Origin of the sequence: Sulfuricaulis sp. (genome assembly GCF_040901545.1) — a bacterium.
Lineage (GTDB): Bacteria > Pseudomonadota > Gammaproteobacteria > Acidiferrobacterales > Sulfurifustaceae > Sulfuricaulis.
The window spans coordinates 84,448-110,655 of sequence record NZ_JBBDYL010000042.1 but is presented as its reverse complement, the minus strand read 5'-3'; the positions used below and the strand labels follow the sequence as shown (position 1 = coordinate 110,655).

The window sequence follows — 26,208 nt, the reverse complement described above, 5'->3', positions numbered from 1 at the left end:
TAGCATTGGAATAGCAGGTTTGGTTAGGTTTTCAACAGAGCAAGATAGGTTCTAAGTATCCTATCCTGGCGCGTCTGGTATCTTGACGGTTATGCGGATTATAGTTAGCCCGACGTGTCCGTGAGTTACCTCCTGGAAATGGCCAACCGCATCATCTTTGTCCCCGGGAAAAATCCCAAGCCAGCGCCGGAAAATCATAGCCGGCTGCTGCTGCGTTGCCTGCTGCGGGGCGTCGAGCAAGCTGATCCCTCCGTGGCCCAAGCTATCGAGAAAGAGTCTGATACTTTCATGCTTATGGCATGGAACCGGCTTTATTATCGGAGCTACAAACCGGTGGAAGAGGATCTGCCGTGGATTGAAGCGCTGCTGAAGCAGTCAGGTCCTGCGAAGGAAGATGTGCGGAAAGCTGTGTCAATCCGGCAGCGGTTTGCCTGGCTGCTTTATACCTTGGCGGACCTGTTTAATTTTCTAATTCCGCTGCTGCCGGACCCGGCGGTCAAGAGCACGATTCAGGAAACCGCCCGTTATTTCAGTAATGAAGGCGGAATCGGCGAACAAGTGCGCGAAATCCTCAAGGTTCCCCTGCGCCAGATGTTTGCCAACGGCGAGCGAATTCTTCTTATTGGTCACAGCATGGGTTCTGTCATCGCATATGATGCTTTATGGGAGATGTCGCATTTTGAGAAAATCTCAGGTTATATCGATCTGTTTCTGACACTTGGCAGCCCTCTGGGGATGAAATTCACGCAAGAACGTTTGCGGGGCGCGAAAGCAACAGGGTTGAAACGCTATCCTCACAACATCCGACATTGGGTCAATCTGGCCTCTCAGGGGGATCTGACGGCGCTCGATCCGATCTTGCGTGATGATTACCGGGAAATGCTCGATCTGGGCCTTGTCACGTCCATAACCGACATCCACGAGGGTATTTTCAATTATTTCCGAAACGATCAGGGTCTTAACGTGCACCGTTCCTACGGTTATCTCGTAAATCCGCGGGTCGGGGAAGTAATTGCCAATTGGTGGAAAAAAAATGGATGATTCGGTTTCGGTGTTGAGACGAAAAGCCATCACGCTATTTCTTTTGGGCGTGTGTTGGCTGCCGGCCGGATACGGTGGCGCCACCGTATCGCATATCTGCGCATGCTGCGCGCCGAGGGACTGACAAGTGCCAGCGGCGATCTTGTCCTCGATCAAGGTTATTTTTCTCGCGAACCGAGACCGGACTGTCGCGCAAAGAACCCATCTCCGCGCGCCCCATGGGGGAGCTGTTGCTTACCGCCTGGCTCCGACCCTTCATGCCGAAGTCCGTATCACCGCTCCCCATCATCGCTGTGCGGAACGTTGCGTAAACGCTTCAATAATACTTCTTTTGAAGGCCGTGTGCATCTTAAAACGGGAGCCTGCGTGATGTACGTACGTTCGCGGGCATCGTGCATGATCATCCGGGAAGAAGCGGAGTCGTTGTATGCCTGTATAATCACCCAAGGGCGGAAACCATGACAGGCGAAACCTTGCAGGAGTCAGTACTTCAGTGGATTTGCGAAAGGTCCTGATGACATGACAGGACAGATTTGACAAGATGATTGACTGCCAGATGACAGATGGTTAACCCGAAGATTTTTCATAAATTAAGCGAGTAGAAATCATGACACTTAAATATATCAATGCCGTGATCTCAGACGTATCCAATGATAACAGTCTGCCGGTACTCGATGGAAATCTGGGTCCCAGCGCCGTGGATATCCAAACTCTGTATTCGCGCCACAGTTTGCTGGCTTTTGACCCCGGTTTCCGCTCCACAGCCTCGTGTAAAAGCGCTATCACTTTCGTAGACGGTGACAATGGTGTGTTGTTATACCGCGGTTATCCCATCGAGGAGCTGGCGGATTCTTCCAATTTTATCGAAGTGGCCTATCTCCTGATGCGTGGAGAATTGCCGGATGCAAAATCATTGAAAGAATTTCAGGATCTCCTGCACCAGCACAATCTGCTGCATGAACAGATCATGACTTTTTATCGCGGTTTCCGTCGAGATGCGCATCCCATGGCGATAATGGTCGGTGTCGTGGGGGCGCTTTCGGCTTTTTATCACGACGTCATGGATATCAGCGATGCCGACAGCCGCTACCTTGCGGCCGTGCGGCTGATTGGAAAGATGCCGATGATTGCCGCGGCCAGCTATACCTATTCCATCGGGCGCCCGCAGCGCTATCCGAATAACAAACTCGATTATGCCTCGAATTTCCTGCAAATGATGTTCGGTTCCCCCGTAATGGAATATACCGTTGATCCGGTACTGGCGCGGGCGTTCGACGTTATTCTTATTCTGCATGCAGACCATGAACAAAACGCGTCTACTTCGACCGTACGCCTGGCGGCTTCCAGCGGCGCGAATCCTTTCGCCTGCATAGCGGCTGGAATTGCTTCGCTTTGGGGCCCGGCACACGGTGGCGCAAATGAAGCCGTATTAAAGATGCTAAATGATATCGGCACAGTTGAAAATATTCCCAAAGCTGTCACCCGGGCAAAGGATAAAAACGATTCCTTCCGCCTGATGGGTTTCGGCCACCGCATCTACAAGAATTTCGATCCACGCTCGCGTGTTATTCAGGAGCAGGCAAAAAAAGTTCTGGCACATCTCGGTAAGGATGATCCAATGCTCGAGATCGCCATTCGCCTCGAGGAAATTGCTATCAAAGACGAGTACTTCATCGAGCGGAAACTTTATCCGAATGTGGATTTCTATTCCGGAATCATGCTGCGCGCCATGGGTTTCCCGGTGAACATGTTTACCGCGGTATTCGCTCTCGCGCGCACGGCCGGCTGGGTCAGTCATTGGCTTGAACTGCAGGAGGAATCCCACGGCATCGACCGGCCGCGACAGCTATACGTCGGCAAGCCGCTGAGGCATTATCCCGCCAAGAAATAAATCTGGTTCTGACGGAGGATAATCTATACTTGGGTTAACTGAACCCAAGGAGTATCCCGATGTACAGATCCGTATTCGTTTTCATGGCGGGTTTGATGCTGGGTGGTTGCGCCTCTTATTCGGCAACATCCGGACAGGTCGTGATCAGGGACGATAGCGGTGTTGTCAATGTTCGCATCGACAGCCGTGACCGCGCCGTCATCGAGAGTTTTTACAAGAACAACTCCCGACGGCAGAAAGGAATGCCGCCGGGACTGGCCAAGCGCAATGGCAATCTTCCGCCTGGCTTGGCCAAGCGTGACGAGTTGCCGCCCGGACTTCAAGGCGAACCCTTGCCGTATGAACTGGAGAAGGAACTGCGAAAATTTCCATCGACCTACGTGCGTGTGAGGGTCGGCCGGGATATCGTCCTGATGGACAGGAAGTCGCGCGTCATTTTTGATGTCGTTTACGGCGTGGCGTATTGATCGACTTGACACTGATTTGACGCGACGGATATAAATTCGCAGCCGGCAACAATCACGTTCTAATCTTTCCCGATGGCTTTCTTTGAGAGGGCGCATCGCTTTTCATAGGCTTCACGCGCGATCGCCACATCCTCCAGGAAGTAAGGCAGTTCTTCGAGTCGCAGTGCCTGGGGACCATCCACCAAAGCCGTGGCCGGTTCCGGATGGAAATCAACGAGTACCATGTCGGCACCCGCAATAACACCCTGAGCCGTTACATGAAATATGTCCAGTATTCCATCCGGGGCAGCGTCACGCGTTCCGACGGAGTGTGAAGGATCTATGCACACCGGCATGCGCGTGAGACGCTTGATTACGGGTACATGCGAGAAATCCACGAAATTGCGGTGCGGATCGCCCATATTGGTCTTCATGCCACGAAGACCGAAAACGATATTCCGGTTTCCTTCACTGGCGAGATACTCGGCGGCATTCAAAGATTCTTCAAGTGTAATTCCGAATCCGCGCTTCAGTAATGCCGGAAATTCGCGCTGCCGCCCGACAATTTTGAGCAGCTCGAAATTCTGCGTATTGCGTGTGCCGATCTGAATCATGACGCCGGTGGGTTTACCGGCCTGCTCCAATGCCGCGTGAATTTCATCGAGATGGGAATCGTGGGTAATCTCCATGGCGATAACCTTGATTCCGTATTTACCGGCAAGATCGAAGACCCAGGGTAAACATTTTTTTCCATGCCCTTGAAAGGAATACGGGTTAGTGCGTGGTTTATAAGCACCCATCCGGGTACAGACTTGACCATAGTCACGAAGTGCCTTCAGCATCATCTCGACGTGTTGCGGCGTGTCGACGGCGCACAGTCCGGCAAAAACGATAAGGTTATCCTGGGTAAATTTCACTCCATTGTATTCAAAACCGGTCTGTCGTTTTTCGTCGCGATGACGACCCAAAATGCGATATTCTTCCGAGACGCGTACCACGCGATCTACTCCGGCCAGGCTTTCTATCTCGGTTTTATCGAGGGATGCCGTGTCCCCGATCAGATAGATTTCCGTGAGCGTTTGTAGTGTTCCGATCTCCTGATGAACTCGTGTTTTGATGTTCGGTTTGTTCGCCAGGTAATCAAGAATGTGCCGGTATTCGGGGTTCGATTCGCCCATGTCAGGTTTAAGAATAACGATCATGATGCTTTTCCTTGCTTATGCCGCTTCGGCTATTGTCGGTGCATTTTAGCAATTAAAACGTCGTTCACGGTGTTAAAATTAAACAGTCATGAGGCGGCAAGCCAGCATACCTCCACCCTATAAGCTCGATCGCGACCATTTGGCTCGGGAGGTACGTCTGGATACATACCGCGCTTCCGGTCCCGGTGGACAGCATGTCAATCGCACCGAGTCCGCGGTGCGGTTGACGCATCTGCCTTCGGGCGTGGTGGTAACGGCCACGGAAAACCGCTCACAAATCCGGAACCGTGAAATCGCGTTCAGGCGGCTTATCGAAAAATTGCGCTTGCTCAATCGTGTTCCCAAGCCACGCAAGGCTACCCGTGTCAGCCGGGCTTCGGTGGAACGACGGCTGGCCTCCAAGAAGCACCGTGCCGCCCTGAAGCGACAAAGGGCAAGGAGGCATGAAGATTAGTATTGTTTGTTGAATGCACTTCGGTCTTGGATAAAAACAATATTATGGCTGACTGACTTACCCGTTTACCCCAAGATTACCCTCCATTCTATCCATTCTGCGCGTGTTTTCACCCATATCAGCATTGTTTTGACGGGAAAGTTCACGTAGGATGTTTCCGCGCTCAAACCAGGACGTTTAGGCGAGAGCGGTATTGGCTATCTTAAAAAAAGAGGTATGTATGCAGACGGGTACTGTGAAGTGGTTCAATAACGCAAAGGGTTATGGTTTTATTACCCCAAGCGACGGAAGTGAAGATGTATTTGTTCATTTTTCCACCATAGAAGGGGATGGTTACAAGAGCCTGAACGAAGGACAGCAAGTTGAGTTTGAACATACTCAAGGACCGAAAGGCAAACAGGCCACACGCGTTGTTCCCCGCTGATTGTTTTAGATAAACGCTATAAAATTCTCCTGGCCCCGTCTTACACGGGGCTCTTTATTTTCAGGTGCATCTACCTGAGTTGGGTGCGATGCAATTCTCCCAAAGGCCACTTTGGATTTTGAGTTGAACGATAGCTCGCATCGGTTGTTTACCGATCACGCCACTGGCAACCGTTATTCAGGATTCCGCTCCAGTGCCATGGCATAAAAACCGTCGGTTTGTTGCTGATGCGGGTAAAGCCGCAACGCCGGGCCATCCGCAGCCAGCGGTATATGTCGCCGAGACAGAATCTCTCCCACCGGTAAAATACGGAACTCGGGATGCGTTGTCAGGAACCCGTCGACGATCTCGTCGTTTTCCTCGTGTAGCAGGCTGCATGTGGCGTATACCAGCCTGCCGCCGGGCTTAACAAGTTCGGCCGCCGCCGCAAGGATCCTTTTCTGTTTTTCAGTAAGCTCCGGCAAATTAATTTCACGCCACTTGATATCCGGATTGCGCCGTAATGTTCCGGTGCCCGAACACGGGACATCCACAAGCACGCGATCGATTTTTGACTTCAACCGCTGTACACGCGCGTCCCGTTCATGGCTGATAACAACGGTACGCACGTTGTTGAGCCCGGAGCGTTTGAGCCGCGGCTTTAGTTTTTCAAGTCGTTTTGGCGAAATCTCGAAGGCATACACGCTGCCCCGGTTGGCCATGAGTGCGCCGAGATGCAGGGTTTTACCGCCTGAACCGGCGCAGAAATCAACGACCATGTCTTGCCGCATCGGTTCCAGCAGCATCGATACCAGTTGGCTTCCTTCATCCTGAACCTCGAATAAGCCGTCCTTGAAGCTTTTCGTATGAAATAGCGGAGTTCGGTCTTGGCGACGCAGACCGACAGGCGAATAAGGCGTTGGCTCGAATATGAAACCGTCACGCGCCAAGTATTCCCGGACTTTCTCCCGTTCCGCCTTGAGTGTATTGACACGGATATCGATCGGTGCTGGCTGATTCAGGGCGTGAGCCAAGGACAGCGCTTCGGATTCACTGAATTGAGCGAGCAGTCGTTCTGCCAACCAATCGGGGAAATTTCCCTGCACAACAAAGGGCAATTTATTTTTGTCGAGTGCACGTAGACGCTCGGCCATTTCGCGGGCGTTACCCCGGAATCCCGATTCTTCAAGCGCCCGGGCGCTGTAGCTGTGTGCCAACAGGTAGGCAGCCACCAGGTCCAGCGCAAAGGAACCGGCGGCGACGTGTTCAAGCAGGCGCCGCTCGCGCAGGCAACCATAAACCGTTTCGGCAACAAAACCCCGATCACGCACACCCATGTTCCGGTGCATGCGGAAATAGCTGTCCATTTTCCGATCGGCGGGCATATTTCCGGCGAGAATGCTTTCGAGCAGTTCCGCAGCGGATCTGATCAGGATGGGCTTAGGCATTCGTTAAGGTTAATCTGGTACCGAGAGCGAAGTTGAGAAGCGTTAGGCGCTTAACTTTTGGACGGATTTATTTTCCGTAACGTTTGAGCAAGTCCTGGTAGGCATCAATGCGCCGGTCGCGGAAAAAGGGCCAGGTGCGGCGGATGTCCTCGGAACGTTGTCGGCTGATATTCGCGACCAGTATTTCAGGTTTGTCTATCGAGGCCTGGGCCAGGAATTCTCCCTGCGGACCGGCAATGAAACTCGAGCCCCAGAATTGTATTCCCGGGGAATGTCCGGAAGGATCGGGTTCAAAGCCGGTGCGATTGCACGTGATAAGCGGCAGGCCATTAGCGATGGCATGGGCGCGCTGGATGGTAATCCAGGCTTCGCGCTGATGATTTTTTTCCAAATCGTTATCGCGTGGATCCCAACCGATGGCGGTTGGATACAGCAATAATTCCGCTCCATGCATCGCCATCAAACGCGCCGCTTCTGGATACCACTGGTCCCAGCAGACCAGCACTCCGAGCATTCCAACAGACGTACCGATGGGCAGGAAACCCTGATCGCCCGGGGTGAAATAGAATTTTTCGCAGTAACCGGGATCATCCGGTATATGCATTTTACGGTACCGCCCTTTCAAGGTTCCATCGGCATCCAGGACAACAGCGGTGTTATGGTGTACACCCGGTGCCCGTCGCTCAAATACCGACCCGACGACTACCATGGACAGTTCTTTGGCGATTTTTGCCAAAGCGTCAGTCGTAGGACCCGGAATGGATTCAGACTGGTCAAAACGCCCGGTGTCTTCGGTTTGGCAGAAATAGACCCCGGTATGCAGCTCCTGCAGGAGTACCAGTTGTGCGCCAAGTCGCGCTGCTTCGCGGATTCCGGTCAGCGAGGCAGTCAGGTTGTTGTCACGGTGTTCGGAGCAAGATTGCTGGACCAAGCCGATTTTAAGGTTTGAAATCATTCACCAATAGTAACATGCCCGAAAGAACCTGATTAGCAAGTATTTTGTATTCAGGCGTGATAGCCGCTTTCAAAAGAAAGGTTTCTAATGCAATATTCCCGCTGCTGATTCCAATTACAAATGATAAACGAGGAAAAAAACATGAATATCTTCGAACGGGTAAAAAATATTCTATTTCGTCCAGGCGAGGAATGGGGGGTAATCGACAAGGAAACGATCACGGTCGGCGGGTTGTATACCGGTTATATCATTCCACTCGCGTTGATCGGGCCCGTGTGCGGCGTCATCGGCATGTCCGTATTCGGGATGAACATTCCGCTGGCAGGCACCATCCGCTTACCCTTTCTTTCTGTCTTGACGCACGGAATTCTGTCTTTTGTCTTGTCTCTGGCTGGTGTTTATATCCTTGCCCTGATCGTGGATGGCCTCGCACCGGCATTTTCCGGGCAGAAGAATATGGACCAGGCACTGAAAGTAACCGCCTATTCCAGCACCGCCGCATGGGTGGTGGGAGTTTTTTCTCTGGTACCCGGACTTGCCATTCTAGGATTATTCGGGTTGTACAGTTTCTATCTGCTGTACCGGGGACTCCCGGTTCTCATGCAGGCACCCCAAGAGAAGGGGCTCACGTATACCGTGGTAGTGATTATTTGTGCCATCGTGATATTTGTCGTCATGGCGGCGATCACCGCCATGCTGCTCCCGATGCCAACCATCGATCTACCGATGCCGGGAGCAATACCCGGAAAATAGTCGGATAAATCATGCTTGACTGACGTTGTCTCACGACCAGCGATCAAAACGCGGCGGTCACACCGCGCTTGTCGCTAGCTAAGGTAGCGTGCCGAGCGGGAGTTGCATGGTGACACAGTGCAGGCTGCCAAACTGATGAATGAGCGGCAGGCAGTTAATGGCGACGATTTCGCGGTCGGGAAAACACTGCTTAAGCCGCTCCAGTGCCGCCTCGTCAGCGGGATCATCGTACGTGGGAACCAGCACTGCCCCATTGATAATGAGAAAATTCGCGTAAGTCGCGGGCAAGCGGTTTCCGTCGTCGTCGAGTTTGGCGCGAGGCCAGGGTAAGGGCATAAGACGGTAAGGTTGGCCGTCAGCTGCCCGGAAATTTTTCAATTCTGCTTCCATGGCTTTCATTTCCGGATAATGTTCGTCTTCAGGATCATGGCATTCCACGTAGGCGATGGTATGGGGGTCGCAATAGCGCGCGAGCGCGTCTATGTGACTGTCGGTGTCGTCTCCCGCCAGATAACCGTGACCCAACCACAGAACGCGACCGATACCCAGCAGCTCTTTCAGTTCTTTTTCCAGTTTTTCACGGGAATATCCCGGATTGCGCGTGGGGGCGAGCAGGCAACGTTTGGTAGTCAGCAGGGTACCCGATCCATCCACCTCGATTGAACCGCCTTCAAGTATGAGTTTCACGGTTTGCAGCGGTGTCGCTCCGAAAGTATCCATGACATTCAGCCTGCGCGTGAGCTCATCGTCGAGCAGGTATCCGTACTTGCCGCCCCAGCCGTTGAAACCGAAATCGAGCATCAGCGGTTCATTTTGGCAAACAACCGTGAGTGGCCCGTGGTCACGCGCCCAAGAATCGTTTGACGGCGCAATACGCAGGAGAACGCGCGCCATGTCGACACCGCCTCTGACCAGTAAATTGGCAACGTGCTGGCAGTGCGTGCCGTCATAACAGCTGATCAGTACTTTTTCTCGGCGACCGATCTGATGCGCGATCTCGACAAATACCGGCTCAACCAGGTGCAATTGGCCGGCCCAATCGCCATGGGAATGCGGCCAGGTCAACATCACACCGCTTTGCGGCGCCCATTCAGGAGGGAGATAGTTCCGGCAAGTTTTCGACATCGACAGACATTCGCAGGAATAATAAACCGGCGCGTATGCTAGCCCAGCGCCCCGGGCTGCGCCACACATGCTTCTCGTTAAACAATTTGATTTCTAATGTTAAGTAGTTTTGAATGTGCGGCTCTTTTTTTCTTTACAGGAGCTGAGATGCCATTGATACGACCGTTTGCCGGTTTGCGCCCCGCTTCCGGCCGTGCCGCCGAAGTGATTGCGCCACCGTATGACGTGTTGAGCTCCACCGAGGCGCGCATACGTGCCAGCGGAAATCCATGGAGTTTTTTGCATGTCTCAAAACCCGAAATTGATCTGCCGGAAGGCGCCGATCCTTATGTGGATGCCGTGTATGCCAAGGGAAAGGAAAATTTTTCCAGGATGATCAAGGAGGGAATACTACAGCGCGATGCCGATGCTTACTATTATGTCTATCGCCTGATAATGGGAACGCATTATCAGACCGGAATCGTGGCCGCGGCTTCGATCCATGATTACGATGTCAATCGCATCCATAAACATGAATTCACCCATCCGGACAAGGAAGACGACCGCGTACGTCAAATTGCCGCAATTAACGCGCAGACCGGACCCGTTTTCTTGACGTACAGGCACCGCGCCACGGTGGACACGATCGTTGAAAGCGTCATGCGTCAAGCACCGGATGTGAATATCACTGCCGATGACGGTGTGCAACATACATTGTGGATAATGCGCGACTCCCGGAAGCGGAATGCCATCAGCGCGGCATTCGAGGGGATGGAGAATTTATATATTGCCGATGGGCATCATCGTTCCGCCGCGGCGTCCCGTGTGGCCGCTTCCCGGCGTGCCGCCAATCCGAAGCATCACGGAGATGAGGCCTACAATTATTTTCTGGTCGTGATCTTTCCCGACGACCAGGTGAAAATCCTGGATTATAACCGCGTCGTGAAGGACTTGAACGGTCTGTCTCAGAATGAATTTATCGAGAGATTAGAATCAACTTTCACTGTAAAGCGGGAAACATTTGCGGTAACACCCGTGCGTGCCGGTGAGTTCGGGCTTTATCTGGAAAACCGGTGGTATCGCTTGGACATCAAGCCCGAATTCATTCCGGCGCACGATCCGGTGAAACGGCTCGATGTGAGTCTGCTGCAAGATAATCTGTTGTCACCGTTGCTCGGCATCAAGGATCAACGGGGCGACCAGCGTGTCGATTTCGTGGGTGGAATTCGGGGGCTGAAGGAACTTGAGCGGCGGGTGGATTTCGGAGAGATGGCTTGCGCTTTTTCGCTTTATCCCACATCGATAACGGATCTGATGGCGGTCGCCGATGCCGGACAGGTGATGCCGCCCAAATCCACCTGGTTCGAACCCAAGCTGGCCGACGGATTGGTGACGCACCTGCTGGATTAATCGGTCGGTACGATTTTCCAGGGGGAAGCTGAGAACCAGCTTGTCAGCGATTCGCAAGCTTGCGGCCGGCATATGAAGTAGCCTTGGGCTTCGTCACAGTCAAGTGAGGCAAGGAAATCGTACACTTCCTTGGTTTCCACACCTTCGGCGACGACGGTGAGACCGAGATTGTGACCGAGCTCGATCACCGAGCGCACGATCATCGCGTCTTTTTCATCCGTGAGGATACCGGCAATGAACGATTTGTCTATTTTTATCTCGTTGACGGGCAGGCGCTTGATGCTGGCGAGTGAGGTGTAGCCGGTGCCGAAGTCATCGATGGACAGCGATACGCCCATGCGGCTCAGCGCCACAAGGGTCTCCTCGGCGCGTTTTGGGTCGAGAACGATGGCGCTCTCGGTGATTTCCAGCATCAACTGCTCCGGTTCGGCGCCGGTTGTCTTGAGCGCATTCTCGACTAATTCCGGTAGCCGCGGGTCGTGTAATAAGCGCGCCGAGAGGTTCACGCTCACCAGCAGATGAATACCCTGGTGGCGCGCGCCCTGCCACTGGCTCAGCGCGTCGATCAGCACCCAGCGGGTCAGCGGGCCGATGAGCCCGGTTTGCTCCGCAGCGAGGATAAATTTGTCGGGCATGAGCAACGCCAAAGAGTTCGGGTGCTGCCAGCGCACCAGCGCTTCGGTGCCGACGATGCGGCCGGTGTCAATCTCCACCTTCGGCTGGAAATGGAGCAGGAGCTGGTCGCCCTCGATCGCGTCGCGCAACTCCGCCATGAGCCCGAGCCGCTCGGGACTGTGGCGATTGTATTCCGGCGCGTAGACGGCATAGCCGGTCGCCATCTGCTTGGCGTGGTACATCGCGATGTCCGCGCGTTGCAGCAGCGTGTCCGCGTCGTCGGCGTGGTTGGGCATCATTGACACGCCGACGCTGGCCTCGACGGCGATCGGAATTCTGTCAATGATGAACGGCGCTTCCAGGCAGTTCTGGAGCTTCTTGATGACGTGTCGCACGTCGTCGGTTGCCGCCAGCCGCTGCAACAGGATGCCGAACTCGTCGCCGCCGAGTCGCGCGACGACGTCGGTATCGAACAGCGCGCTGCGCAGGCGCTGCCCCACCTGTTGCAGCAGGTGGTCGCCGCGGTGGTGGCCGAGCGTGTTGTTGACCTCCCGAAAGCGTTCGAGGTCCATGAGCAGCAGCGCCACGGGGTGCCCCGTCCGCTGACCGGTCTCCACGGCCTGTTGCACCTGTTCACGGAACAGGGCACGGTTCGGCAGGTTGGTGACTGGGTCGGTGTAGGCGAGGTGATGGATGGCCGCTTCCGCCTGGCGGCGTTCCTGACGCATGCGCGCCTCGCGCAGCTCGCGCTCGACCGCGGGCACCAGCCGCTTCAGGTTGCCTTTCAGGATATAGTCGTGCGCGCCGGCCTTCATGGCGGTCACCGCGCGGTTCTCGCCAATGGTGCCGGAGACGATGATGAAGGGGAGGTCGATGTCGGTTTCGTGCAGCAGCTTCAACGCCTCGAAGGCATCGAACCGCGGCATGGTGAAATCGGCGAAGATGATGTCCCAGTTCTTCTGCCTCAGTTTAGCGCGCATGGCCTCGCGCGTCTCGACCCGGGCGTACGTGGGTTCGTATCCGCCCTGGCGCAGTTCCCGGACGAGCAGCAGGGCGTCGTCCTCCGAGTCCTCGACAATTAAGGCGTGCAGCGATCGTGACATCTCGTGACTCCCGTTCGGACGCATGAATTTCATGTTATTTCGGCGGCGGTTCGTTCAGCACCAGCCAGTAAAGGCCGAGATGGCCGACAGTCGTGACAAACTGGTTGAAGTCCACCGGCTTGCGGATGTAACTGTTGGCTCCCAGGCTGTAGCTTTTGAGCAAGTCCTGTTCTTCCTTGGACGAAGTCAGGATCACGACCGGCATCAGGCGGGTACGCTCGTCCGCACGGATGCGCCGCAGGACTTCCAACCCGTCAATCTTCGGCAGCTTGAGGTCTAGCATGACGATCGCCGGTTTTTGCGACGGGTCGCGCGCCTTGTGCGCGCCCTGGCAGAACAGGTAATCGAGCGCTTCCGCCCCGTCGCGCGCAACGTCCACCATGTTCATGATGTTATTTTGGCGCAGGGCACGCAAGGTCAGCTCCTCGTCGTCAGGATTGTCTTCGACCAATAATATGGTCAGTTCATTCATGTTCATGATAGCTCCTCCTGTGGTGTTGGCCGCGAAAACGCGCCGAGGGTGAAATAGAAACTCGCCCCCTTGCCCTCCTCGCTCTCCGCCCAGGCGCGGCCGCCGTGGCGGTGGATGATGCGTTGTACCGTTGCCAAACCGATCCCGGTGCCGGGAAATTCGGCCGGGGTGTGCAGGCGCTGGAATACCCCGAACAACTTGTCGACATAGGCCATGTCGAAGCCCGCCCCGTTGTCGCGCACGTAATAGGCGCGGTTGTCCGCGCCATCCGGGAACGAGGCCATATCGATCCGTGCCTGCGCGGTCCGGCTGGTGAATTTCCACGCGTTGCCAATGAGATTCTCAAGGACGATACGCAGCAAGCGTGGATCGCCATCCACCACCATGCCGGCCTGCACGCGACACTCGACTTTGCGGACAGGTTCAGCTATTTCCAGCCCGGTGATTACGGACTGCGCCAATTGGGTCAGGTCCACCGGCTCGCGGCGGATTTCCGTGCGCGTGGCGCGCGACAGCTTGAGCAGGTCGTCGATGAGTTGTCCCATGTGCTGGGTGGAGCTGCGAATCCGGTTCAGATAGTGACGGCCTTGATCGTCCAGCCGACTGGCGCAGTCTTCGAGCAAAGCCTGGCCGAAACCGTCGATGGAGCGCAGCGGCGCGCGCAAGTCATGCGATACGGAATAGCTGAAGGCTTCGAGCTCCTTGTTGGCGGCATCGAGCAGGGCGGTCCGCTCAGCCACGCGCCGTTCGAGCTCGGCTTTCATCCGACGATCGTCCTCCGCCCGCCGGCGTTCGCCGGCGATACGCGAGGCCATGAAGATGGCCAGAACGCAAAGCACCAGGATGAAGCCATAGCCCGTCAACAGACGGCGGAGTTGTGCTTCCTTCGTGGCAAAGGCAAGCGAGGCATGGAGCGGTTGTTGCGAGACGACGCCCCAGCCGTAGCCCGGCACCGGCGCATAGGCCACGATGGCTTCTTCGTTTTCCACCGGGTCGAGCCCGGTTTCCACGCCATGTTCTCCACGCAGCAGTTTGTCCACCATTGGTGTTCCCGACAGGTCGGTGATTCCCGGTCTGTCCGGGTGTCTGGAGTGGAACGCCACCTGTCCCTTCGAGTCGACGAGATAGACGAAGCCCTGGCGGCCGGTGTCGATGGTGTTGATCCATTCGAGCAGGCTCTCGACCCGGATTTGCAGCACCAGAATGCCCGCGACGCCGCCTGCGTTCTTGACCGGCACGGCAACCGCGAAGACGTTGATTTGTGGAGAAGCTGCTCTTGTGTATACCGGCGAGACATAGGGCTGCCAGTCCCGGCTCACTCCCTGATACCATTCGCGGTACGCGAAATTGGTGCCGCGTACGCCGGGCAACGCCGGAACGTCCGCCTGGAGCGTGCCCTTGGCATCGGTGAGGAACAGCCGTTCGATGTGCGGCAAATCCCGCGGTATGTCGTGCATGATTTTGATCGCCTCGCCCCACTTTTCCTGGTTGACGAGTTCGCGGAACCGGACACGAGTGGCGAGAGAGATGGCGACGTCCACGACGCGTCCGAACTTCTCCGCCATCGTGGTTGCCGCGATCCGCGCGACGGCTTCCCGGCGCAACAGCGCCACCGTGGTGAGTTCCTTGTCGATCTCGCGATAACTGCTGGACGCCGTGGCGATAATCGCCGCCGACACGAGGAACAGCGCCACCCAGCGGATCGGGGCGAGCGCGATAAGCGATACTCCCATGTCGCGCAGTTTTGCCAAGCCGGTCATGCCGGAGTTTCCATCGTGGATGAAAACAAAAAGCCTTTCCCGGCGGCGGGAGCCCGGCTGGTTGAGAGGGGATTGAAGGTTTCCGTGGGTATGCCGAGCGCGTGCCCGGTGGGCATGGTCCGGTTGCGCCGACGGGCGCTCATGTCGCGCATCACATCACATACGGGTGTATCTAAGAAAAATGTCAACGCGATTTTTCGCTTCATTTCCGGTGTCATCTCTTGAGGGAATAATCCAGACGCTGACAGCCTGCTATACGTGACCAGCACTGCTTGACCACGGGTTACCGTGACTGATTTAGGTGCTTGTGACTCAGATCATCGGTGGTACAACCTGCAAGAAAACATTTGGTTCCGCCGGCCGTCAGAGGCGCATGGAGCGGGGGCCAATGGCGCCCCCTGTTTCCGTTCTGTTGCCGCTACTTAACATAAATCTAGTGGAAATTTGTCCAACTGCAATACTCAACTAAATCATGCAGGGCTGGAATAATGGGCCATATCGCCGGTTTGCGCGGTCGAGGGAGTTTGGCGTGGCCGAATTCCGCCTTTTTCCCGTGCATCGGGTCTTTCTGGTCTTCCTGAGGCACGAATCAACGCCTCCCGCCCATTGCCGGTGGCGGAGAGGATTTGGTCGAGCACGCGCACCGGCAGCACCCGCCGCAGCACGGCGAAGAGATGCGTGGGAAAAGTAACGCCATAGCGCGCTTTTGGGCGGCGCGCCTCCAGCGCGCGGATCACTTTTTTCAGAACCGCCTCCGGCGGCAGGGTGAAAGGCATGGGTTTGGGGACTGCGAGGCGTTTTTCCACGCGCGCGTAATAGTCACGATACACGCTGTGTTCGCGGTCGATGTTGCGCTTGAAAGCCGCGTAGGCGTTGGCGCGGAAGCGGTTCTCGATCGGACCCGGTTCGATGATTGAGACATGTATATTGCCATGGCGCAGTTCCAGGCGCAGGGTGTCGGACAGGGCCTCAAGCGCGTATTTGCTGGCGTTGTAGGCACCACGATAGGCCACGCAGACGATGCCGAGCATCGAGTTCATTTGAATGATGCGCCCTTCGCCCTGGGCACGCATGACGGGAATCACCAGGTTGGTCAGTTCCTGCGTGCCGAACAGGTAGCCGCCGGATCCCGAGGCGCAGCTATTTCGGAGACGGCGGCAGTAGCGCTCATGGAAACATCGCTCATTGCGGCTACTGCGCCCATTGCCGAAGGACCGCTGCCAGCCAAGGTGTAAGCTCTTTCAGAGATCGCAGCGTGGCGGCCCGCGGTTGACGGTTTTCCTTGCAGCGGTCTTGCGGCGCGCTCCGAAAGAGCTATCGCCTCGGGAGCGCGCCGCTACATTCGCCTCGGGCACTGGGCGCTAGCCGCCGGATCCCGTGGCGCAGCTATTTCGGAGACGGCGGCAGGAGCGCTCAAGGAAACATGGTTCATGGCGGCTATCTGCGCCCATTGCCGAAGGAGCATTCGCCTCGGGCACTGGGCGCTAGTTTCAAATTGGGCCCGCAGTGTTTCGCGCGAAAGAACCTCAACCGCGCTGGGTTGTCCGTAGGCACCGTTATTGATGAGCGCGTAAAGCTTGCTGTCTGTCCGTTGAAGCACTTCGTTTACGGTGTAACGGATGGATTCTGAGGAATCCAAATCGAGCCGCAAGCTTTCAAACCCATCCGCCGCGAGTTCGTCCACGTCTGCTGGCTGACGCGCCGTGGCGTATATCCGGTAACCACGATTCCTCAGGCCGTGGGCGAGGCATTTGCCGATACCCGACGAGCAACCCGTTATCAGGATACTTTTTTTCATGCCGGTCCGGTGTTCTGCAGTAGGAAGTTTCGACGGCGAATATTGCGCCACAACGCAAGTCACTGTAGGGTGTTTATTAAATGCGCGCAATGATATTGCGAACCCATGCCGGTAATCCATCCCACGTTGCTGGTTACTCATGAAGCTATTCTCGAAGCAGAGGTGGCGCTCGCCTTTGTCGCTCCCGAGCGTCTGCACACATTCAAGGTACTGGCGGATATCAGGAAAGATGCCGAGGGGTCGGTACTGATCGTTACGCCGGAGCAGGCGCGTGAGGTTCTTTCTCGACGCAAGGCGGATGCGGATTCTTATCCGCAATTTTCCTTGATTCTGTGGATCGGCGGCAACCGTGAGAAACCGGATCGGGCGCTGCTCGATCATCCACAAGTGGCGGGGGCGCTGGATCCGCGATGCCCGAGAGCAACGGCGTATGCCACGATCAAGGCGGCATTCGCCCTGATCAGGCAGGAGGGTGAGCACCGCGCCACGCAAATGCTGGAGTATGTCCTGGAGATCGGACGTGCGCTCGCATCGGAAAAAGATCTTGATACCCTGCTCAAATTGATTCTGACTCAAGCACGCAATCTGACCAGCGCCGACGGCGCTTCCATTTACACGCGTGACGGCAATAGCAAGCTTTACTTCCGCTTGTGGCAGAATGCCTCGACGGGCGCCACCTCCGACGCGCAAAAGTCGCTTGTCGGTGACTACAGTATCGCCGGATACGTCGCGCGCGAAGGCCAGGCGGTGATGTTGACGGACGCCTATGCTATTTCACCGAACGCGCCCTACAAATTCAATCCGGCCTCGGATCGGTCAATCGGTTACCGTACCAAATCGCTCCTAACCGTCCCACTGACCAACAAGGCGGATGAAGTGGTCGGAGTATTACAGCTTATCAACCGCAAGCACTACCCCGACGTCATTCTTCGAAGACCGGAAGATTTTGAAAACAATGTGCTTCCGTTTGACGAGCAGGATCGCGCGATCGCCATGGCGCTCGCGGGGCAGGCCGGAGTGGCACTGGAAAACAGCATGCTCTATGCCGATATCGAACGCTTGTTCGAGGGATTCATCATGGCCTCGGTACAGGCCATCGAGGCGCGGGATCCGACCACGGCCGGTCATTCCTTTCGCGTGGCGGATTTCACCGAGCGCACGGCGATTGCCACCGATCGCACCGATGAACCCGGCCTGCGCGACGTCCAATTCACGAAAGATCAACTTCGCGAACTCCGCTACGCGGCACTATTGCATGATTTCGGCAAGGTGGGTGTGCGCGAGAATGTGCTGGTCAAGGCCAAAAAGCTGCAGCCACATGGCCTGGAATTGCTGAAACAGCGTTTCCGTTACGCTCGGGCGAGCATCGAGCGTCGAGCCTATCGGCGGATGCTGGATCTGCTTAAAACAGCCCAACCGGGTACCGGTGAATATGCCTCACGCTGTCGCGAGATTGAGCGTGAACTCGTCGCCGATCAGGAGCGACTTGACGAGTATCTCCGGCAGGTATTGATGGCGAATGAGCCTTCCGTGTCGCACGCAAAGGTCAGCATAGTTCTCGATGCCGTGACCAGGTTCCATTTTCCGGGCGAAGATGGCGAAGATATTCCGCTGTTGACCGATTTTGAATTTGCCGATCTCACGTTGTCCAAGGGAAGCCTGAATGCCGAGGAGCGAACGCAGATCGAATCGCATGTCAGCCATACCTATGCATTTTTAAGTCTTATCCCATGGACAAAGAATATGGCCAATTTGCCGGTCATTGCCTTCGCCCATCATGAGAAGCTCGATGGGTCCGGATACCCGCGAGGACTTTCCGGCGCATCGATTCCGGTCCAGTCGCGCATCATGACCATCGCGGACATTTACGACGCACTGACTGCCGGAGATCGGCCTTACAAGCGTGGTCTGCCGCAAGAGCAGGCATTGGATATTCTCGCGTCCGAGGCCAAGGCGAATAAAATCGATGCCTTGCTCTACAAAGTATTCGTAGATTCGGGTGCGTGGCGACTCAAATCCTGACGCTATTCATGGCATACAAATGTTTTTTCGGTATAATTCCAGCGGTCAATAAACAAGGACGGTTTATCCACCCCTTCAGGCCGAAGGGTTCCGTATCCCAGCCAACCAATGACCGCCGCTACCTACACGCAATCCGAAGAGAATGTCGATAAGCTGCGTGTCGGCGTAGCCGGCGTCGGTTACCTCGGTCGTTTCCACGCACGTATCTATGCCGGCATGCCGGGTGTCGAACTTGTGGGCGTGGCGGATGTAAACGAAAAAGCGGCGAGAGAGACAGCCGAATTGCACGGTTGCCGGGCCTACACTGACGCGCGTGACCTGATCGACAATGTCGACGCCGTGAGCATCGTGGTACCGACGGTTTATCACTGCCAGGTCGCGAAACCATTCCTCGAGCGTGGCGTGCATATGCTTATGGAAAAACCAATTGCTCCAACCTATGAGGAATCGCTTGAATTGGTGAAGCTCGCCGAACGCGCCGGCGTAATCTTCCAGGTGGGACATCTTGAGCGTTTCAATGCGGGTATCATGGCGCTCGCCGAACGCGCGCAAAATCCCCGATTTATCGAGATTCATCGACTGGGCCCATTCGTCGAACGTGCGACCGACGTCGATGTGGTGACTGATCTCATGATTCACGACATAGATATCGTACTATCTCTCGTCAATTCGAATATTCGCAATATTGCCGCAACCGGCATTCAGGTGCTGACTGATCATGTGGATATCGCCAATGCCCGCATCGAATTTGAAAATACCGCTGTCGCCAATGTAACGGCGAGTCGCGTATCGAATAAAAAACTCCGTCGCATCCGGGTCTTTGGTAAAGATCATTATTACGGACTCGATTATATCGATCAGAAATTCGAGATGGTGCGCGCGGAACCGGACCCGAAAGGCGGTAAATGGCCCCGGATTGTGACCGAAAACCTGGATATTCAGCCCCGTCCGCCGCTCGATACCGAGCTTGAATATTTTGTCAAATCGGTGCGCACGGGCGCGCCACCTTTGGTCAATGGAAGAGTCGGGCTGGAAGCGTTGCGCGTGGCCTTGCTCGTCAAGGAGAAAATCGCTGCATGCATGCCGGTGTAAAGCCTGTCCCGTTTATCGACCTTTCCATCCAATACAAGCATGTTGAAGTCGAATGGCTTGAGGCAATCCGTGCCACCGGATTGAAGGGAAGCTTTATTCTTGGTCCTAACGTTACCGAATTCGAAAAGGAATTTGCCGCCTACGTCGGTGTCAAGCACGCCATCGCAGTGGCGAACGGCACCGATTCGCTGGTGCTTTCTTTGCGCGCACTCGGGATAGGTCACGGCGATGAGGTCATTACGACTCCGTTTACTTTTTTTGCCAGCTCTGAATCGGTCGATCTGGTGGGCGCCACCCCGGTGTTTGCCGATATCTTGCCGGGAAATTTCTGCCTCGACCCGTCCAGTGTCCGGAAAAAAATAACATCGAAAACCCGCGCGCTTCTTCCAGTTCATTTATTTGGTCATCCATCCGATATGCACGCGATCATGAAGATCGCCGAAGATCACCGGCTGGCCGTAGTGGAAGATTGCGCCCAGGCATTTGGTGCCGCCGCGGATGGAAGGATGGTCGGATCCATCGGTGATACCGGCAGCTTCAGTTTCTATCCAACCAAGGTTTTGGGCTGCTATGGCGACGGTGGCATGGTCACCACCCAAAGCGATGAGTTAAACGACCATATACGCCGATTGCGCAATCATGGCGCCATCAAGCCTTTTATCCACGCGGAAATCGGCTGCAACAGTCGTCTCGACGAGATACAGGCGGCTGGTCTGCGGATCAAGCTCCGGCGCATCAAGGATGATTTGGCGGGACGTCGGACCGTGGCGGCGGAATACACTAAGCGCTTTTATGGCACGGCCGTGAAGACGCCCGTGGTTTCAAATTACGGCACGCACGTTTATAACCTTTACACCATACGCGTTCCAAACCGTGACCGCGTGCGCCAGGCGCTTACCGACAATCAGATTGGCACGTCATTGTGTTATCCGCAGGGCCTGCATTTGCAGGAAGTTTACCGGCATCTTGGCTACAAGCCGGGCAGTCTGCCCGTCTGCGAACAGGCCACGAGTGAAACCTTGTCACTGCCAATCTATCCGGCCATGCCACTTGATCACATCGAACGCGTGTGCAAAGTTTTGTTGCAAGCCGTCAAGGGCTGAAAATTTTCTGGAATTCTTCTCTTTTCAAGAGCAGGTCGCGTAGTTTTATGTAACCTGATTTTGAGAGTGCCTAATTCGGCAGGTGAAGCAGATATTCACTTACGCCTTCCTGGCCCGTATCACGGCCTGGTGTAATGTTTCACAGCCCGAATCGCTGACGTATTTGGCCAGACCGCGTACGATCTTATTGACAATACAGGGGCCTTCGTAGATCAAGGCCGTGTAAAGTTGGATCAGGTCTGCGCCGGCAACAAGCTTCTCCCAGGCGTCTTCCGCATTTTCGATCCCTCCCACACCGATGATCGGCGCCTTGCCCTGAAGGTGGGAGTAAAGCTTGCGAATGATATCCGTGGAAAGCCGCTTGAGCGGCCGTCCGCTGAGGCCACCCGTCTGTGACGCCAATGGCTCATGTGCGAGACCTGGACGGGTTATCGTGGTGTTGGTCGCGACCACCGCGTCAAATTTGTGCTCTAGAACCTGCACGGCGATGATTCTCGCCTGGTCATCATCAAGGTCAGGCGCGACCTTGATTGCAATTGGAACATATCGACCGTATTTCGCCGCTAGAATCGCCTGTTCGGCTTTCAAGGCCCGCAGCAGTTCATGCAGATTTTCCTCGTTTTGCAAATCACGCAATCCCGTGGTGTTCGGTGAAGAAATGTTGACCGTGACGTAATCGGCATGGAGATATACCGCCTGCAGCATTGACAGATAATCATCCACGGCACGTTCGAGCGGCGTGTCGCGATTTTTTCCGATGTTGATGCCGATCAGACCTGCCTTACCCGATTTGGCGAGATTGGTGATCATTCGGTACACGCCTACGTTGTTAAAACCCAAACGATTGATCAGTGCCGCATGGTTCGCCAGACGAAACATCCTCGGGGCAGGATTCCCCGGTTGCGGGCGCGGCGTGACCGTCCCGATTTCGATGAAACCAAACCCGAAATCGGCCAGCGGTCGGATGCACTCGCCGTTTTTGTCAAGTCCTGCGGCCAATCCGACCGGATTGGGGAAATGCAATCCCATGACGGAGATGGGAAGATCCGGCAAACGGCGTAACAAGGCAAACCGCAGGCAAGTACCGGCTGCGGGGAAACGATATAAAAGCCGCAACGTGGCGACTGTCAGGGAATGGCTGGTTTCGGCGGGAAGCCAAAAGAGCAAAGGGCGAATGAATTTATACAAGGCGCCGGTGGCCATAATTCACGACTGCCATGATAACCCGATCGCCTGTCTATCAGGAAACCATGATGGCGCATGTAGAACAATCCAATACTGCGGCGGTGCCAACGCTTCAGGCGGAATTGATACAGGCATAGGGTCAGCTGCTGCCTCGCTGATATCTGACGCAATCACAGCGACATACCGCCAATTTCACTTTGCGGGATATAATCCTCGGGAAGCGGGAAGGCGTTCAAATCCTTGGCGATGGCGGCGTGCAGAAAGGAATCGACCCACCAGAAAATATCCTGCTCGCGGATCGACCGGCGCAGGCGGCGCATGCGCGCGCGACGCTCGGTAATGTCCATGCTGAAGGCGCGGTAGATCGCATCGGCCACTCCCTCGATGTCATAAGGATTTACCAGCAAGGCCCCGCGCTGCAATTGGGCCGCCGCACCGGCGAACTCGGAAAGTATCAGCGCGCAGTCTTCCTCGATGCTGCACGCACAATATTCCTTGGCGACCAGGTTCATCCCGTCTTTTAGGGGCGTGATCAGCGCGATTTGCGCCGCACGGTAATAAGCGAGCAGGTCGGATTGGTCCAGGCTGCGAAATACATAATGAATCGGCACCCAGCCACCGGGCTTCGTGAACTGGCCGTTGATCTCCCCCACGAGCCGCTCGATTCGTGTCTTGAGTTCGTAGTATTGGGGAATATCCTCGCGGCTCGGGACGACCACCTGTATCAGCGTAACGCGTTCGTGCAATTCGGGATAACGTTCGAGGGCATTGCGGAACGCTTCCAGCCGCTGCGGGATTCCCTTGGTGTAATCCAGCCGATCGATCCCCAGAATCAGCTGGCGATTGGGCAATTGCTTGTAAAGATCCGCCACTTTGTCGGCTACTTCCTTGGTGGTGGCGCCCTTGACGTAGGCGTTGTAGTCAATGCTGATCGGGAAGCTTCCAACCTTGACATCGCGCCCAGTCTCGCGAAGTGTCAGCAGACGTCCCTTTCCATGCACAGCGACATCATGCAAAAGCGTACGGACGCACTGAATAAAGTTTCGTTGATCGCGCAACGTTTGAAAACCGATCAAATCGTATTCAACCAGCGCACGCAGCAGTTGAAACCGCCACGGGAGCTTGACAAATATATCCAGTGGCGGGAAGGGAATGTGAAGAAAAAAAGCCGTTTTCGCATTGATACCCAGGCGCCTCAATTCCATGGCAACGCTCATAAGATGGTAGTCATGGACCCAGATAAAATCGCCCTCGGTTCTATTTTGCGCGAGGACCTCCGCATAATGCCGGTTTACGTTTTGATACACGCGCCAGTAACTGGGATCGAAGTAACAGAGCGACTGGAGATCGTGAAACAGAGGCCAGACGACCTCGTTGGAAAATCCGTGGTAGAACTTGCGCCATTCTTCTTCCGTCAGCGGAACCGCTTTTAATTGGTAGCCTGATTTTCGGTTCGCTTCTTCCAGTAGCGAACCGAATTTGGATAAGTCACCGCTGATTCCCGGCCAACCCACCCATGTGCCACCGCGATCTCGCAATACCGGCAGCAACGCCGTGATCAGCCCACCGCTCCCGGGTTCGATACGGACACTGCCATCCGGATTGCGGATTAATGCAACCGGCAGACGATTTGAAGCGACGACAAGTCCCGCATGCCGGCCGTTCTTCATCTTAAGTCAGCCTCGACCCCGGGGGATGACGAATCACTCCGGTTAACATAGATCGTGCGCGTCGGGTAAGCGAAATCGATACCTTCCTGCGCGAATATCTTAAAGATGCCCAAATTAACGGCTTGCTGAATGTCCATGTAGAGGTTGTAATCCGGATGCAGGACATAATAGACAACCTCGAAATCGAGGGATGAATCGCCGTAGCCCTTGAAGTGCGCGCGATCGAAGCGGGTTTTTTCCTGCGTCTCAATGATCTCCCGGATCATTCCCGGGATCCTGACCAGTTTTTCGTGTGGAGTCTGATAAACAATTCCGAACCCGAACACGACGCGGCGCTCGAACATGCGCTTATAATTGCGTATTCGGCTTTTTAACAGTTCAGCGTTGGAAAAAACGATCTGCTCCCCGCCTAAACTCCGCAGGCGAGTCGTTTTAAGACCAATGTATTCCACCGTGCCCAGGATATCATCGACAATGATGAAATCGCCGATCACGAAAGGTTTGTCCAGGGCGATAGAGAGCGACGCGAATAAGTCACCGAGAATGTTTTGAACGGCGAGCGCGACGGCAATACCTCCGATGCCCAGGCTGGCCACCAACGCAGTGATGTTGAACCCGAGGTTGTCGAGAATCATCAGCACGAGTACCGACCAGAGCACTACCCGGGCGATGAATCCCATCACCGCCATCGTTGTAGCGCTGGCGGCGTCGGATTCCTTGTGTCTTTTGAGATAATCGCTTAGCCAGAGGACAATTCCGCGATTCCCCCACAACGCGACCTGTACCAGCATAACGATGATTGTGAAATGTGTTATATACCGGGTCGGTTTTGGAGGCAGTTCCAGGTACTGCAAACCGAGGTAGAGCGCGAGGATGAACAGGAATAGATATCGGGTATGACTAAGAATATCAACAATGAAATCATCGAGACGCGTGGCGGTTTTGCCCGCCAGCTTGGTCAAACGGCGGATGAGCAATCGCTTGACAAATTGAAGACTCAGAACCAGCGCAACAACTATTACTGCGGCGACAAGCCAATCGTATAACGGGTTTCCGAAAAAAATTTCTTCCAGGAAATTCATCGTGTTCCTCCGCTGGCATCGTGCCACTGCCTGAGAAACTCAAGCAGCTCTCGCGGCGGCTGAAGCCAGAAATCGGCGCATGTGGGCCGGAAATGTGGTCGAACCAGCACACTGATGCCCTTGCCTCGAATGGCCTTGAAGGCGTCTTCGTCCGTGGCATCGTCACCCAGATAGGCGGCGGCGGTATCGCGGTCCATTTCGGACAAAATGGATTCCACCACATATCCCTTGTGGCGACCCGGAACGCGCAGCTCGATACCGCCGTCGAAGTCGTGCCACACGAGATTGTCGTGCATTTCCTGGATTCGCCAGTTCTGGAAAACAATATTGCGAATTTCGGCAGCCTTCCCGGGCTCCAATCCACGCCAGTGGATAGCGAGACCACCCGGTTTCATTTCACAACGCCCGCCCTGTGCCTCAATTTCAGCCGTCCAGGTATCCGCTTCAACCAGGTGCCGCAGAGCGTTTTCATCCATGCGGGCGATGACATACTCCCCATTGGGTTTGAGTTGTTCCCACCCGTGCGAGCCCCAGATTTCCGGGGTATTCTTGAGGCCGAGTAGCGGATTGAGATCTCGTGTCCAACGCCCGGTGATGATCACCACGCGGGTGCGCCCGGATTCCATGATGGCGTCGATAATTTCACGCACGCCCGCGTAGGGTACGGCTGCATCCGTTTGGACTTGGAACGGGGCGAGCGTACCGTCGTAATCAAGCATCAGCGCGCGTCGTGGCGCTGTTCGAAGTTGCCTGAAGAAATCGGCAAGACTTGACTGCTCGTGCAACGCGCGCATGGCCGTTACCCTGGACGCATCCCGCTGTTTTCCGCGGGCGCGATTCTGCAGACGTTGTGGCAGGGGAAGCAGACAACGTTTTGGCTTGCCATGTATACCGGTGGATCGAATATCGGATTTTTCGCCATCTTTATCTCCTTTAGACAAGATAACCGGACGTCTGGAGATTGTTTTCTGCGCTGGAAACCGCCGATTTTAACTGCGGTATCTGGCTTACTTTTGAAAGCTAGCGCGTTACTTCGCCGCAGGGGCATCCAGTTACAGCCTTGTCCTTGTCGCCAGGCGCCCTGGAGACAATGCGGAAAGAACGTGCGGAGAGGAAATTGTTGCGAGATTCTACCCCAGATTAACCGCCATAATCCAGCTTGGATCGTGATATTCATCGGTTATGGCGAGGCCGTGACA

23 protein-coding genes and 1 pseudogene are annotated in these 26,208 nt (G+C 55.3%); 10 read left to right on the top strand and 14 right to left on the bottom strand.

Features of this window, described 5'->3' with window-relative positions; all coding sequences use genetic code 11:
• Positions 1-120 precede the first annotated feature (120 nt).
• From WD823_RS07780 to WD823_RS07770, 3 genes are all read left to right on the top strand, one after another.
• Positions 121-1,041 (top strand): hypothetical protein, encoded by a 921-nt coding sequence (locus WD823_RS07780; RefSeq protein WP_368428921.1) that lies wholly within the window; start codon positions 121-123, stop codon positions 1,039-1,041.
• Positions 1,042-1,648: 607 nt separating this feature from the next.
• Positions 1,649-2,932: a citrate synthase gene (locus tag WD823_RS07775; protein ID WP_368428920.1), complete on the top strand. Its 1,284-nt coding sequence runs from the start codon at positions 1,649-1,651 to the stop codon at positions 2,930-2,932.
• A 59-nt stretch (positions 2,933-2,991) separates the two neighbouring features.
• Positions 2,992-3,399, top strand: coding sequence for a hypothetical protein (locus tag WD823_RS07770; RefSeq protein ID WP_368428919.1), 408 nt, complete (start codon positions 2,992-2,994; stop codon positions 3,397-3,399).
• Positions 3,400-3,458: 59 nt separating this feature from the next.
• On the opposite strand, the gene WD823_RS07765 is transcribed toward WD823_RS07770, so the two are convergent.
• Positions 3,459-4,580: a 3-deoxy-7-phosphoheptulonate synthase gene (locus tag WD823_RS07765; protein ID WP_368428918.1), complete on the bottom strand. Its 1,122-nt coding sequence runs from the start codon at positions 4,578-4,580 to the stop codon at positions 3,459-3,461.
• A gap of 88 nt (positions 4,581-4,668) precedes the next feature.
• Between WD823_RS07765 and WD823_RS07760 the strand changes: the two genes are divergently transcribed.
• On the top strand, positions 4,669-5,034 hold the full coding sequence (locus WD823_RS07760; protein ID WP_368428917.1) for a peptide chain release factor-like protein: 366 nt from the start codon (positions 4,669-4,671) through the stop codon (positions 5,032-5,034).
• 220 nt (positions 5,035-5,254) lie between these two features.
• Positions 5,255-5,458 (top strand): cold-shock protein, encoded by a 204-nt coding sequence (locus WD823_RS07755; RefSeq protein WP_368428916.1) that lies wholly within the window; start codon positions 5,255-5,257, stop codon positions 5,456-5,458.
• A gap of 173 nt (positions 5,459-5,631) precedes the next feature.
• Here WD823_RS07755 and WD823_RS07750 read toward each other — a convergent pair whose 3' ends face one another.
• Both WD823_RS07750 and WD823_RS07745 read right to left on the bottom strand, forming a co-directional pair.
• Entirely contained in the window at positions 5,632-6,885 is a 1,254-nt protein-coding gene (locus tag WD823_RS07750; RefSeq protein WP_368428915.1) for an RsmB/NOP family class I SAM-dependent RNA methyltransferase, read from the bottom strand.
• 67 nt (positions 6,886-6,952) lie between these two features.
• Entirely contained in the window at positions 6,953-7,840 is an 888-nt protein-coding gene (locus WD823_RS07745; RefSeq protein ID WP_368428914.1) for a carbon-nitrogen hydrolase, read from the bottom strand.
• A 141-nt stretch (positions 7,841-7,981) separates the two neighbouring features.
• On the opposite strand from WD823_RS07745, the gene WD823_RS07740 reads away from it, so the two are divergent.
• Entirely contained in the window at positions 7,982-8,593 is a 612-nt protein-coding gene (locus WD823_RS07740; RefSeq protein ID WP_368428913.1) for a Yip1 family protein, read from the top strand.
• Between the two features lie 78 nt (positions 8,594-8,671).
• Here the strand turns inward: WD823_RS07740 and WD823_RS07735 are convergent, their stop codons facing one another.
• Positions 8,672-9,718 (bottom strand): agmatine/peptidylarginine deiminase, encoded by a 1,047-nt coding sequence (locus WD823_RS07735; RefSeq protein WP_368428912.1) that lies wholly within the window; start codon positions 9,716-9,718, stop codon positions 8,672-8,674.
• A gap of 147 nt (positions 9,719-9,865) precedes the next feature.
• Between WD823_RS07735 and WD823_RS07730 the strand changes: the two genes are divergently transcribed.
• Complete coding sequence (locus tag WD823_RS07730) at positions 9,866-11,107, top strand: DUF1015 domain-containing protein (RefSeq protein WP_368428911.1); 1,242 nt, start codon at positions 9,866-9,868, stop codon at positions 11,105-11,107.
• On the opposite strand, the gene WD823_RS07725 is transcribed toward WD823_RS07730, so the two are convergent.
• From WD823_RS07725 to WD823_RS07700, 6 genes and pseudogenes are all read right to left on the bottom strand, one after another.
• Positions 11,104-12,825: a putative bifunctional diguanylate cyclase/phosphodiesterase gene (locus WD823_RS07725; RefSeq protein WP_368428910.1), complete on the bottom strand. Its 1,722-nt coding sequence runs from the start codon at positions 12,823-12,825 to the stop codon at positions 11,104-11,106. The genes WD823_RS07730 and WD823_RS07725 overlap by 4 nt on opposite strands.
• 34 nt (positions 12,826-12,859) lie before the next feature.
• Complete coding sequence (locus tag WD823_RS07720; protein ID WP_368428909.1) at positions 12,860-13,297, bottom strand: response regulator; 438 nt, start codon at positions 13,295-13,297, stop codon at positions 12,860-12,862.
• Positions 13,298-13,299: 2 nt separating this feature from the next.
• A complete protein-coding gene (locus WD823_RS07715) occupies positions 13,300-15,057 on the bottom strand; it encodes a cache domain-containing protein (protein WP_368428908.1) in 1,758 nt (585 codons plus the stop codon).
• Positions 15,054-15,275 (bottom strand): hypothetical protein, encoded by a 222-nt coding sequence (locus tag WD823_RS07710; protein ID WP_368428907.1) that lies wholly within the window; start codon positions 15,273-15,275, stop codon positions 15,054-15,056. The genes WD823_RS07715 and WD823_RS07710 overlap by 4 nt, the downstream gene beginning before the upstream one ends.
• A 396-nt stretch (positions 15,276-15,671) precedes the next feature.
• Positions 15,672-16,172 (bottom strand): annotated as a pseudogene (locus tag WD823_RS07705) (SDR family NAD(P)-dependent oxidoreductase); the annotation flags it as partial.
• Between the two features lie 221 nt (positions 16,173-16,393).
• Entirely contained in the window at positions 16,394-16,855 is a 462-nt protein-coding gene (locus tag WD823_RS07700) for an SDR family NAD(P)-dependent oxidoreductase (RefSeq protein ID WP_368428906.1), read from the bottom strand.
• Positions 16,856-16,960: 105 nt separating this feature from the next.
• Here WD823_RS07700 and WD823_RS07695 point away from each other — a divergent pair, with 105 nt between their 5' ends.
• The 3 genes from WD823_RS07695 (at position 16,961) to WD823_RS07685 (ending at position 21,072) form a co-directional block, all read left to right on the top strand.
• Complete coding sequence (locus tag WD823_RS07695) at positions 16,961-18,877, top strand: HD domain-containing phosphohydrolase (RefSeq protein ID WP_368428905.1); 1,917 nt, start codon at positions 16,961-16,963, stop codon at positions 18,875-18,877.
• 108 nt (positions 18,878-18,985) lie between these two features.
• Positions 18,986-19,969, top strand: coding sequence for a Gfo/Idh/MocA family oxidoreductase (locus tag WD823_RS07690; RefSeq protein ID WP_368428904.1), 984 nt, complete (start codon positions 18,986-18,988; stop codon positions 19,967-19,969).
• Complete coding sequence (locus WD823_RS07685; protein WP_368428903.1) at positions 19,954-21,072, top strand: DegT/DnrJ/EryC1/StrS family aminotransferase; 1,119 nt, start codon at positions 19,954-19,956, stop codon at positions 21,070-21,072. The genes WD823_RS07690 and WD823_RS07685 overlap by 16 nt, the downstream gene beginning before the upstream one ends.
• Before the next feature lie 99 nt (positions 21,073-21,171).
• Here WD823_RS07685 and WD823_RS07680 read toward each other — a convergent pair whose 3' ends face one another.
• The 4 genes from WD823_RS07680 to otsB form a co-directional block, all read right to left on the bottom strand.
• Complete coding sequence (locus WD823_RS07680) at positions 21,172-22,275, bottom strand: quinone-dependent dihydroorotate dehydrogenase (RefSeq protein WP_368428902.1); 1,104 nt, start codon at positions 22,273-22,275, stop codon at positions 21,172-21,174.
• Positions 22,276-22,427: 152 nt separating this feature from the next.
• Positions 22,428-23,927 carry a trehalose-6-phosphate synthase gene (locus tag WD823_RS07675; RefSeq protein ID WP_368428901.1) on the bottom strand — a complete coding sequence of 500 codons (1,500 nt, stop codon included), beginning with the start codon at positions 23,925-23,927 and terminating at the stop codon, positions 22,428-22,430.
• Complete coding sequence (locus WD823_RS07670) at positions 23,924-25,009, bottom strand: mechanosensitive ion channel family protein (protein ID WP_368428900.1); 1,086 nt, start codon at positions 25,007-25,009, stop codon at positions 23,924-23,926. Before WD823_RS07670 ends, WD823_RS07675 begins: the two co-directional genes overlap by 4 nt.
• Positions 25,006-25,803 (bottom strand): trehalose-phosphatase, encoded by a 798-nt coding sequence (gene otsB, locus WD823_RS07665; protein WP_368428899.1) that lies wholly within the window; start codon positions 25,801-25,803, stop codon positions 25,006-25,008. Before otsB ends, WD823_RS07670 begins: the two co-directional genes overlap by 4 nt.
• Positions 25,804-26,208: the final 405 nt, after the last annotated feature.

What these genes read in the sequence shown, in the direction of transcription:
- WD823_RS07680 (WP_368428902.1), bottom strand. Translation starts at nt 22,275, where the DNA reads ATGGCCACCGGCGCCTTGTATAAATTCATTCGCCCTTTGCTCTTTTGG.
- WD823_RS07695 (WP_368428905.1), top strand. Translation starts at nt 16,961, where the DNA reads ATGCCGGTAATCCATCCCACGTTGCTGGTTACTCATGAAGCTATTCTC.
- WD823_RS07775 (WP_368428920.1), top strand. Translation starts at nt 1,649, where the DNA reads ATGACACTTAAATATATCAATGCCGTGATCTCAGACGTATCCAATGAT.
- WD823_RS07735 (WP_368428912.1), bottom strand. Translation starts at nt 9,718, where the DNA reads ATGTCGAAAACTTGCCGGAACTATCTCCCTCCTGAATGGGCGCCGCAA.
- WD823_RS07770 (WP_368428919.1), top strand. Translation starts at nt 2,992, where the DNA reads ATGTACAGATCCGTATTCGTTTTCATGGCGGGTTTGATGCTGGGTGGT.
- WD823_RS07760 (WP_368428917.1), top strand. Translation starts at nt 4,669, where the DNA reads ATGAGGCGGCAAGCCAGCATACCTCCACCCTATAAGCTCGATCGCGAC.
- WD823_RS07710 (WP_368428907.1), bottom strand. Translation starts at nt 15,275, where the DNA reads ATGACACCGGAAATGAAGCGAAAAATCGCGTTGACATTTTTCTTAGAT.
- WD823_RS07670 (WP_368428900.1), bottom strand. Translation starts at nt 25,009, where the DNA reads ATGAATTTCCTGGAAGAAATTTTTTTCGGAAACCCGTTATACGATTGG.
- WD823_RS07755 (WP_368428916.1), top strand. Translation starts at nt 5,255, where the DNA reads ATGCAGACGGGTACTGTGAAGTGGTTCAATAACGCAAAGGGTTATGGT.
- WD823_RS07720 (WP_368428909.1), bottom strand. Translation starts at nt 13,297, where the DNA reads ATGAATGAACTGACCATATTATTGGTCGAAGACAATCCTGACGACGAG.
- WD823_RS07745 (WP_368428914.1), bottom strand. Translation starts at nt 7,840, where the DNA reads ATGATTTCAAACCTTAAAATCGGCTTGGTCCAGCAATCTTGCTCCGAA.
- otsB (WP_368428899.1), bottom strand. Translation starts at nt 25,803, where the DNA reads ATGCGCGCGTTGCACGAGCAGTCAAGTCTTGCCGATTTCTTCAGGCAA.
- WD823_RS07715 (WP_368428908.1), bottom strand. Translation starts at nt 15,057, where the DNA reads ATGACCGGCTTGGCAAAACTGCGCGACATGGGAGTATCGCTTATCGCG.
- WD823_RS07765 (WP_368428918.1), bottom strand. Translation starts at nt 4,580, where the DNA reads ATGATCGTTATTCTTAAACCTGACATGGGCGAATCGAACCCCGAATAC.
- WD823_RS07700 (WP_368428906.1), bottom strand. Translation starts at nt 16,855, where the DNA reads ATGAAAAAAAGTATCCTGATAACGGGTTGCTCGTCGGGTATCGGCAAA.
- WD823_RS07750 (WP_368428915.1), bottom strand. Translation starts at nt 6,885, where the DNA reads ATGCCTAAGCCCATCCTGATCAGATCCGCTGCGGAACTGCTCGAAAGC.
- WD823_RS07725 (WP_368428910.1), bottom strand. Translation starts at nt 12,825, where the DNA reads ATGTCACGATCGCTGCACGCCTTAATTGTCGAGGACTCGGAGGACGAC.
- WD823_RS07740 (WP_368428913.1), top strand. Translation starts at nt 7,982, where the DNA reads ATGAATATCTTCGAACGGGTAAAAAATATTCTATTTCGTCCAGGCGAG.
- WD823_RS07730 (WP_368428911.1), top strand. Translation starts at nt 9,866, where the DNA reads ATGCCATTGATACGACCGTTTGCCGGTTTGCGCCCCGCTTCCGGCCGT.
- WD823_RS07690 (WP_368428904.1), top strand. Translation starts at nt 18,986, where the DNA reads ATGACCGCCGCTACCTACACGCAATCCGAAGAGAATGTCGATAAGCTG.
- WD823_RS07685 (WP_368428903.1), top strand. Translation starts at nt 19,954, where the DNA reads ATGCATGCCGGTGTAAAGCCTGTCCCGTTTATCGACCTTTCCATCCAA.
- WD823_RS07675 (WP_368428901.1), bottom strand. Translation starts at nt 23,927, where the DNA reads ATGAAGAACGGCCGGCATGCGGGACTTGTCGTCGCTTCAAATCGTCTG.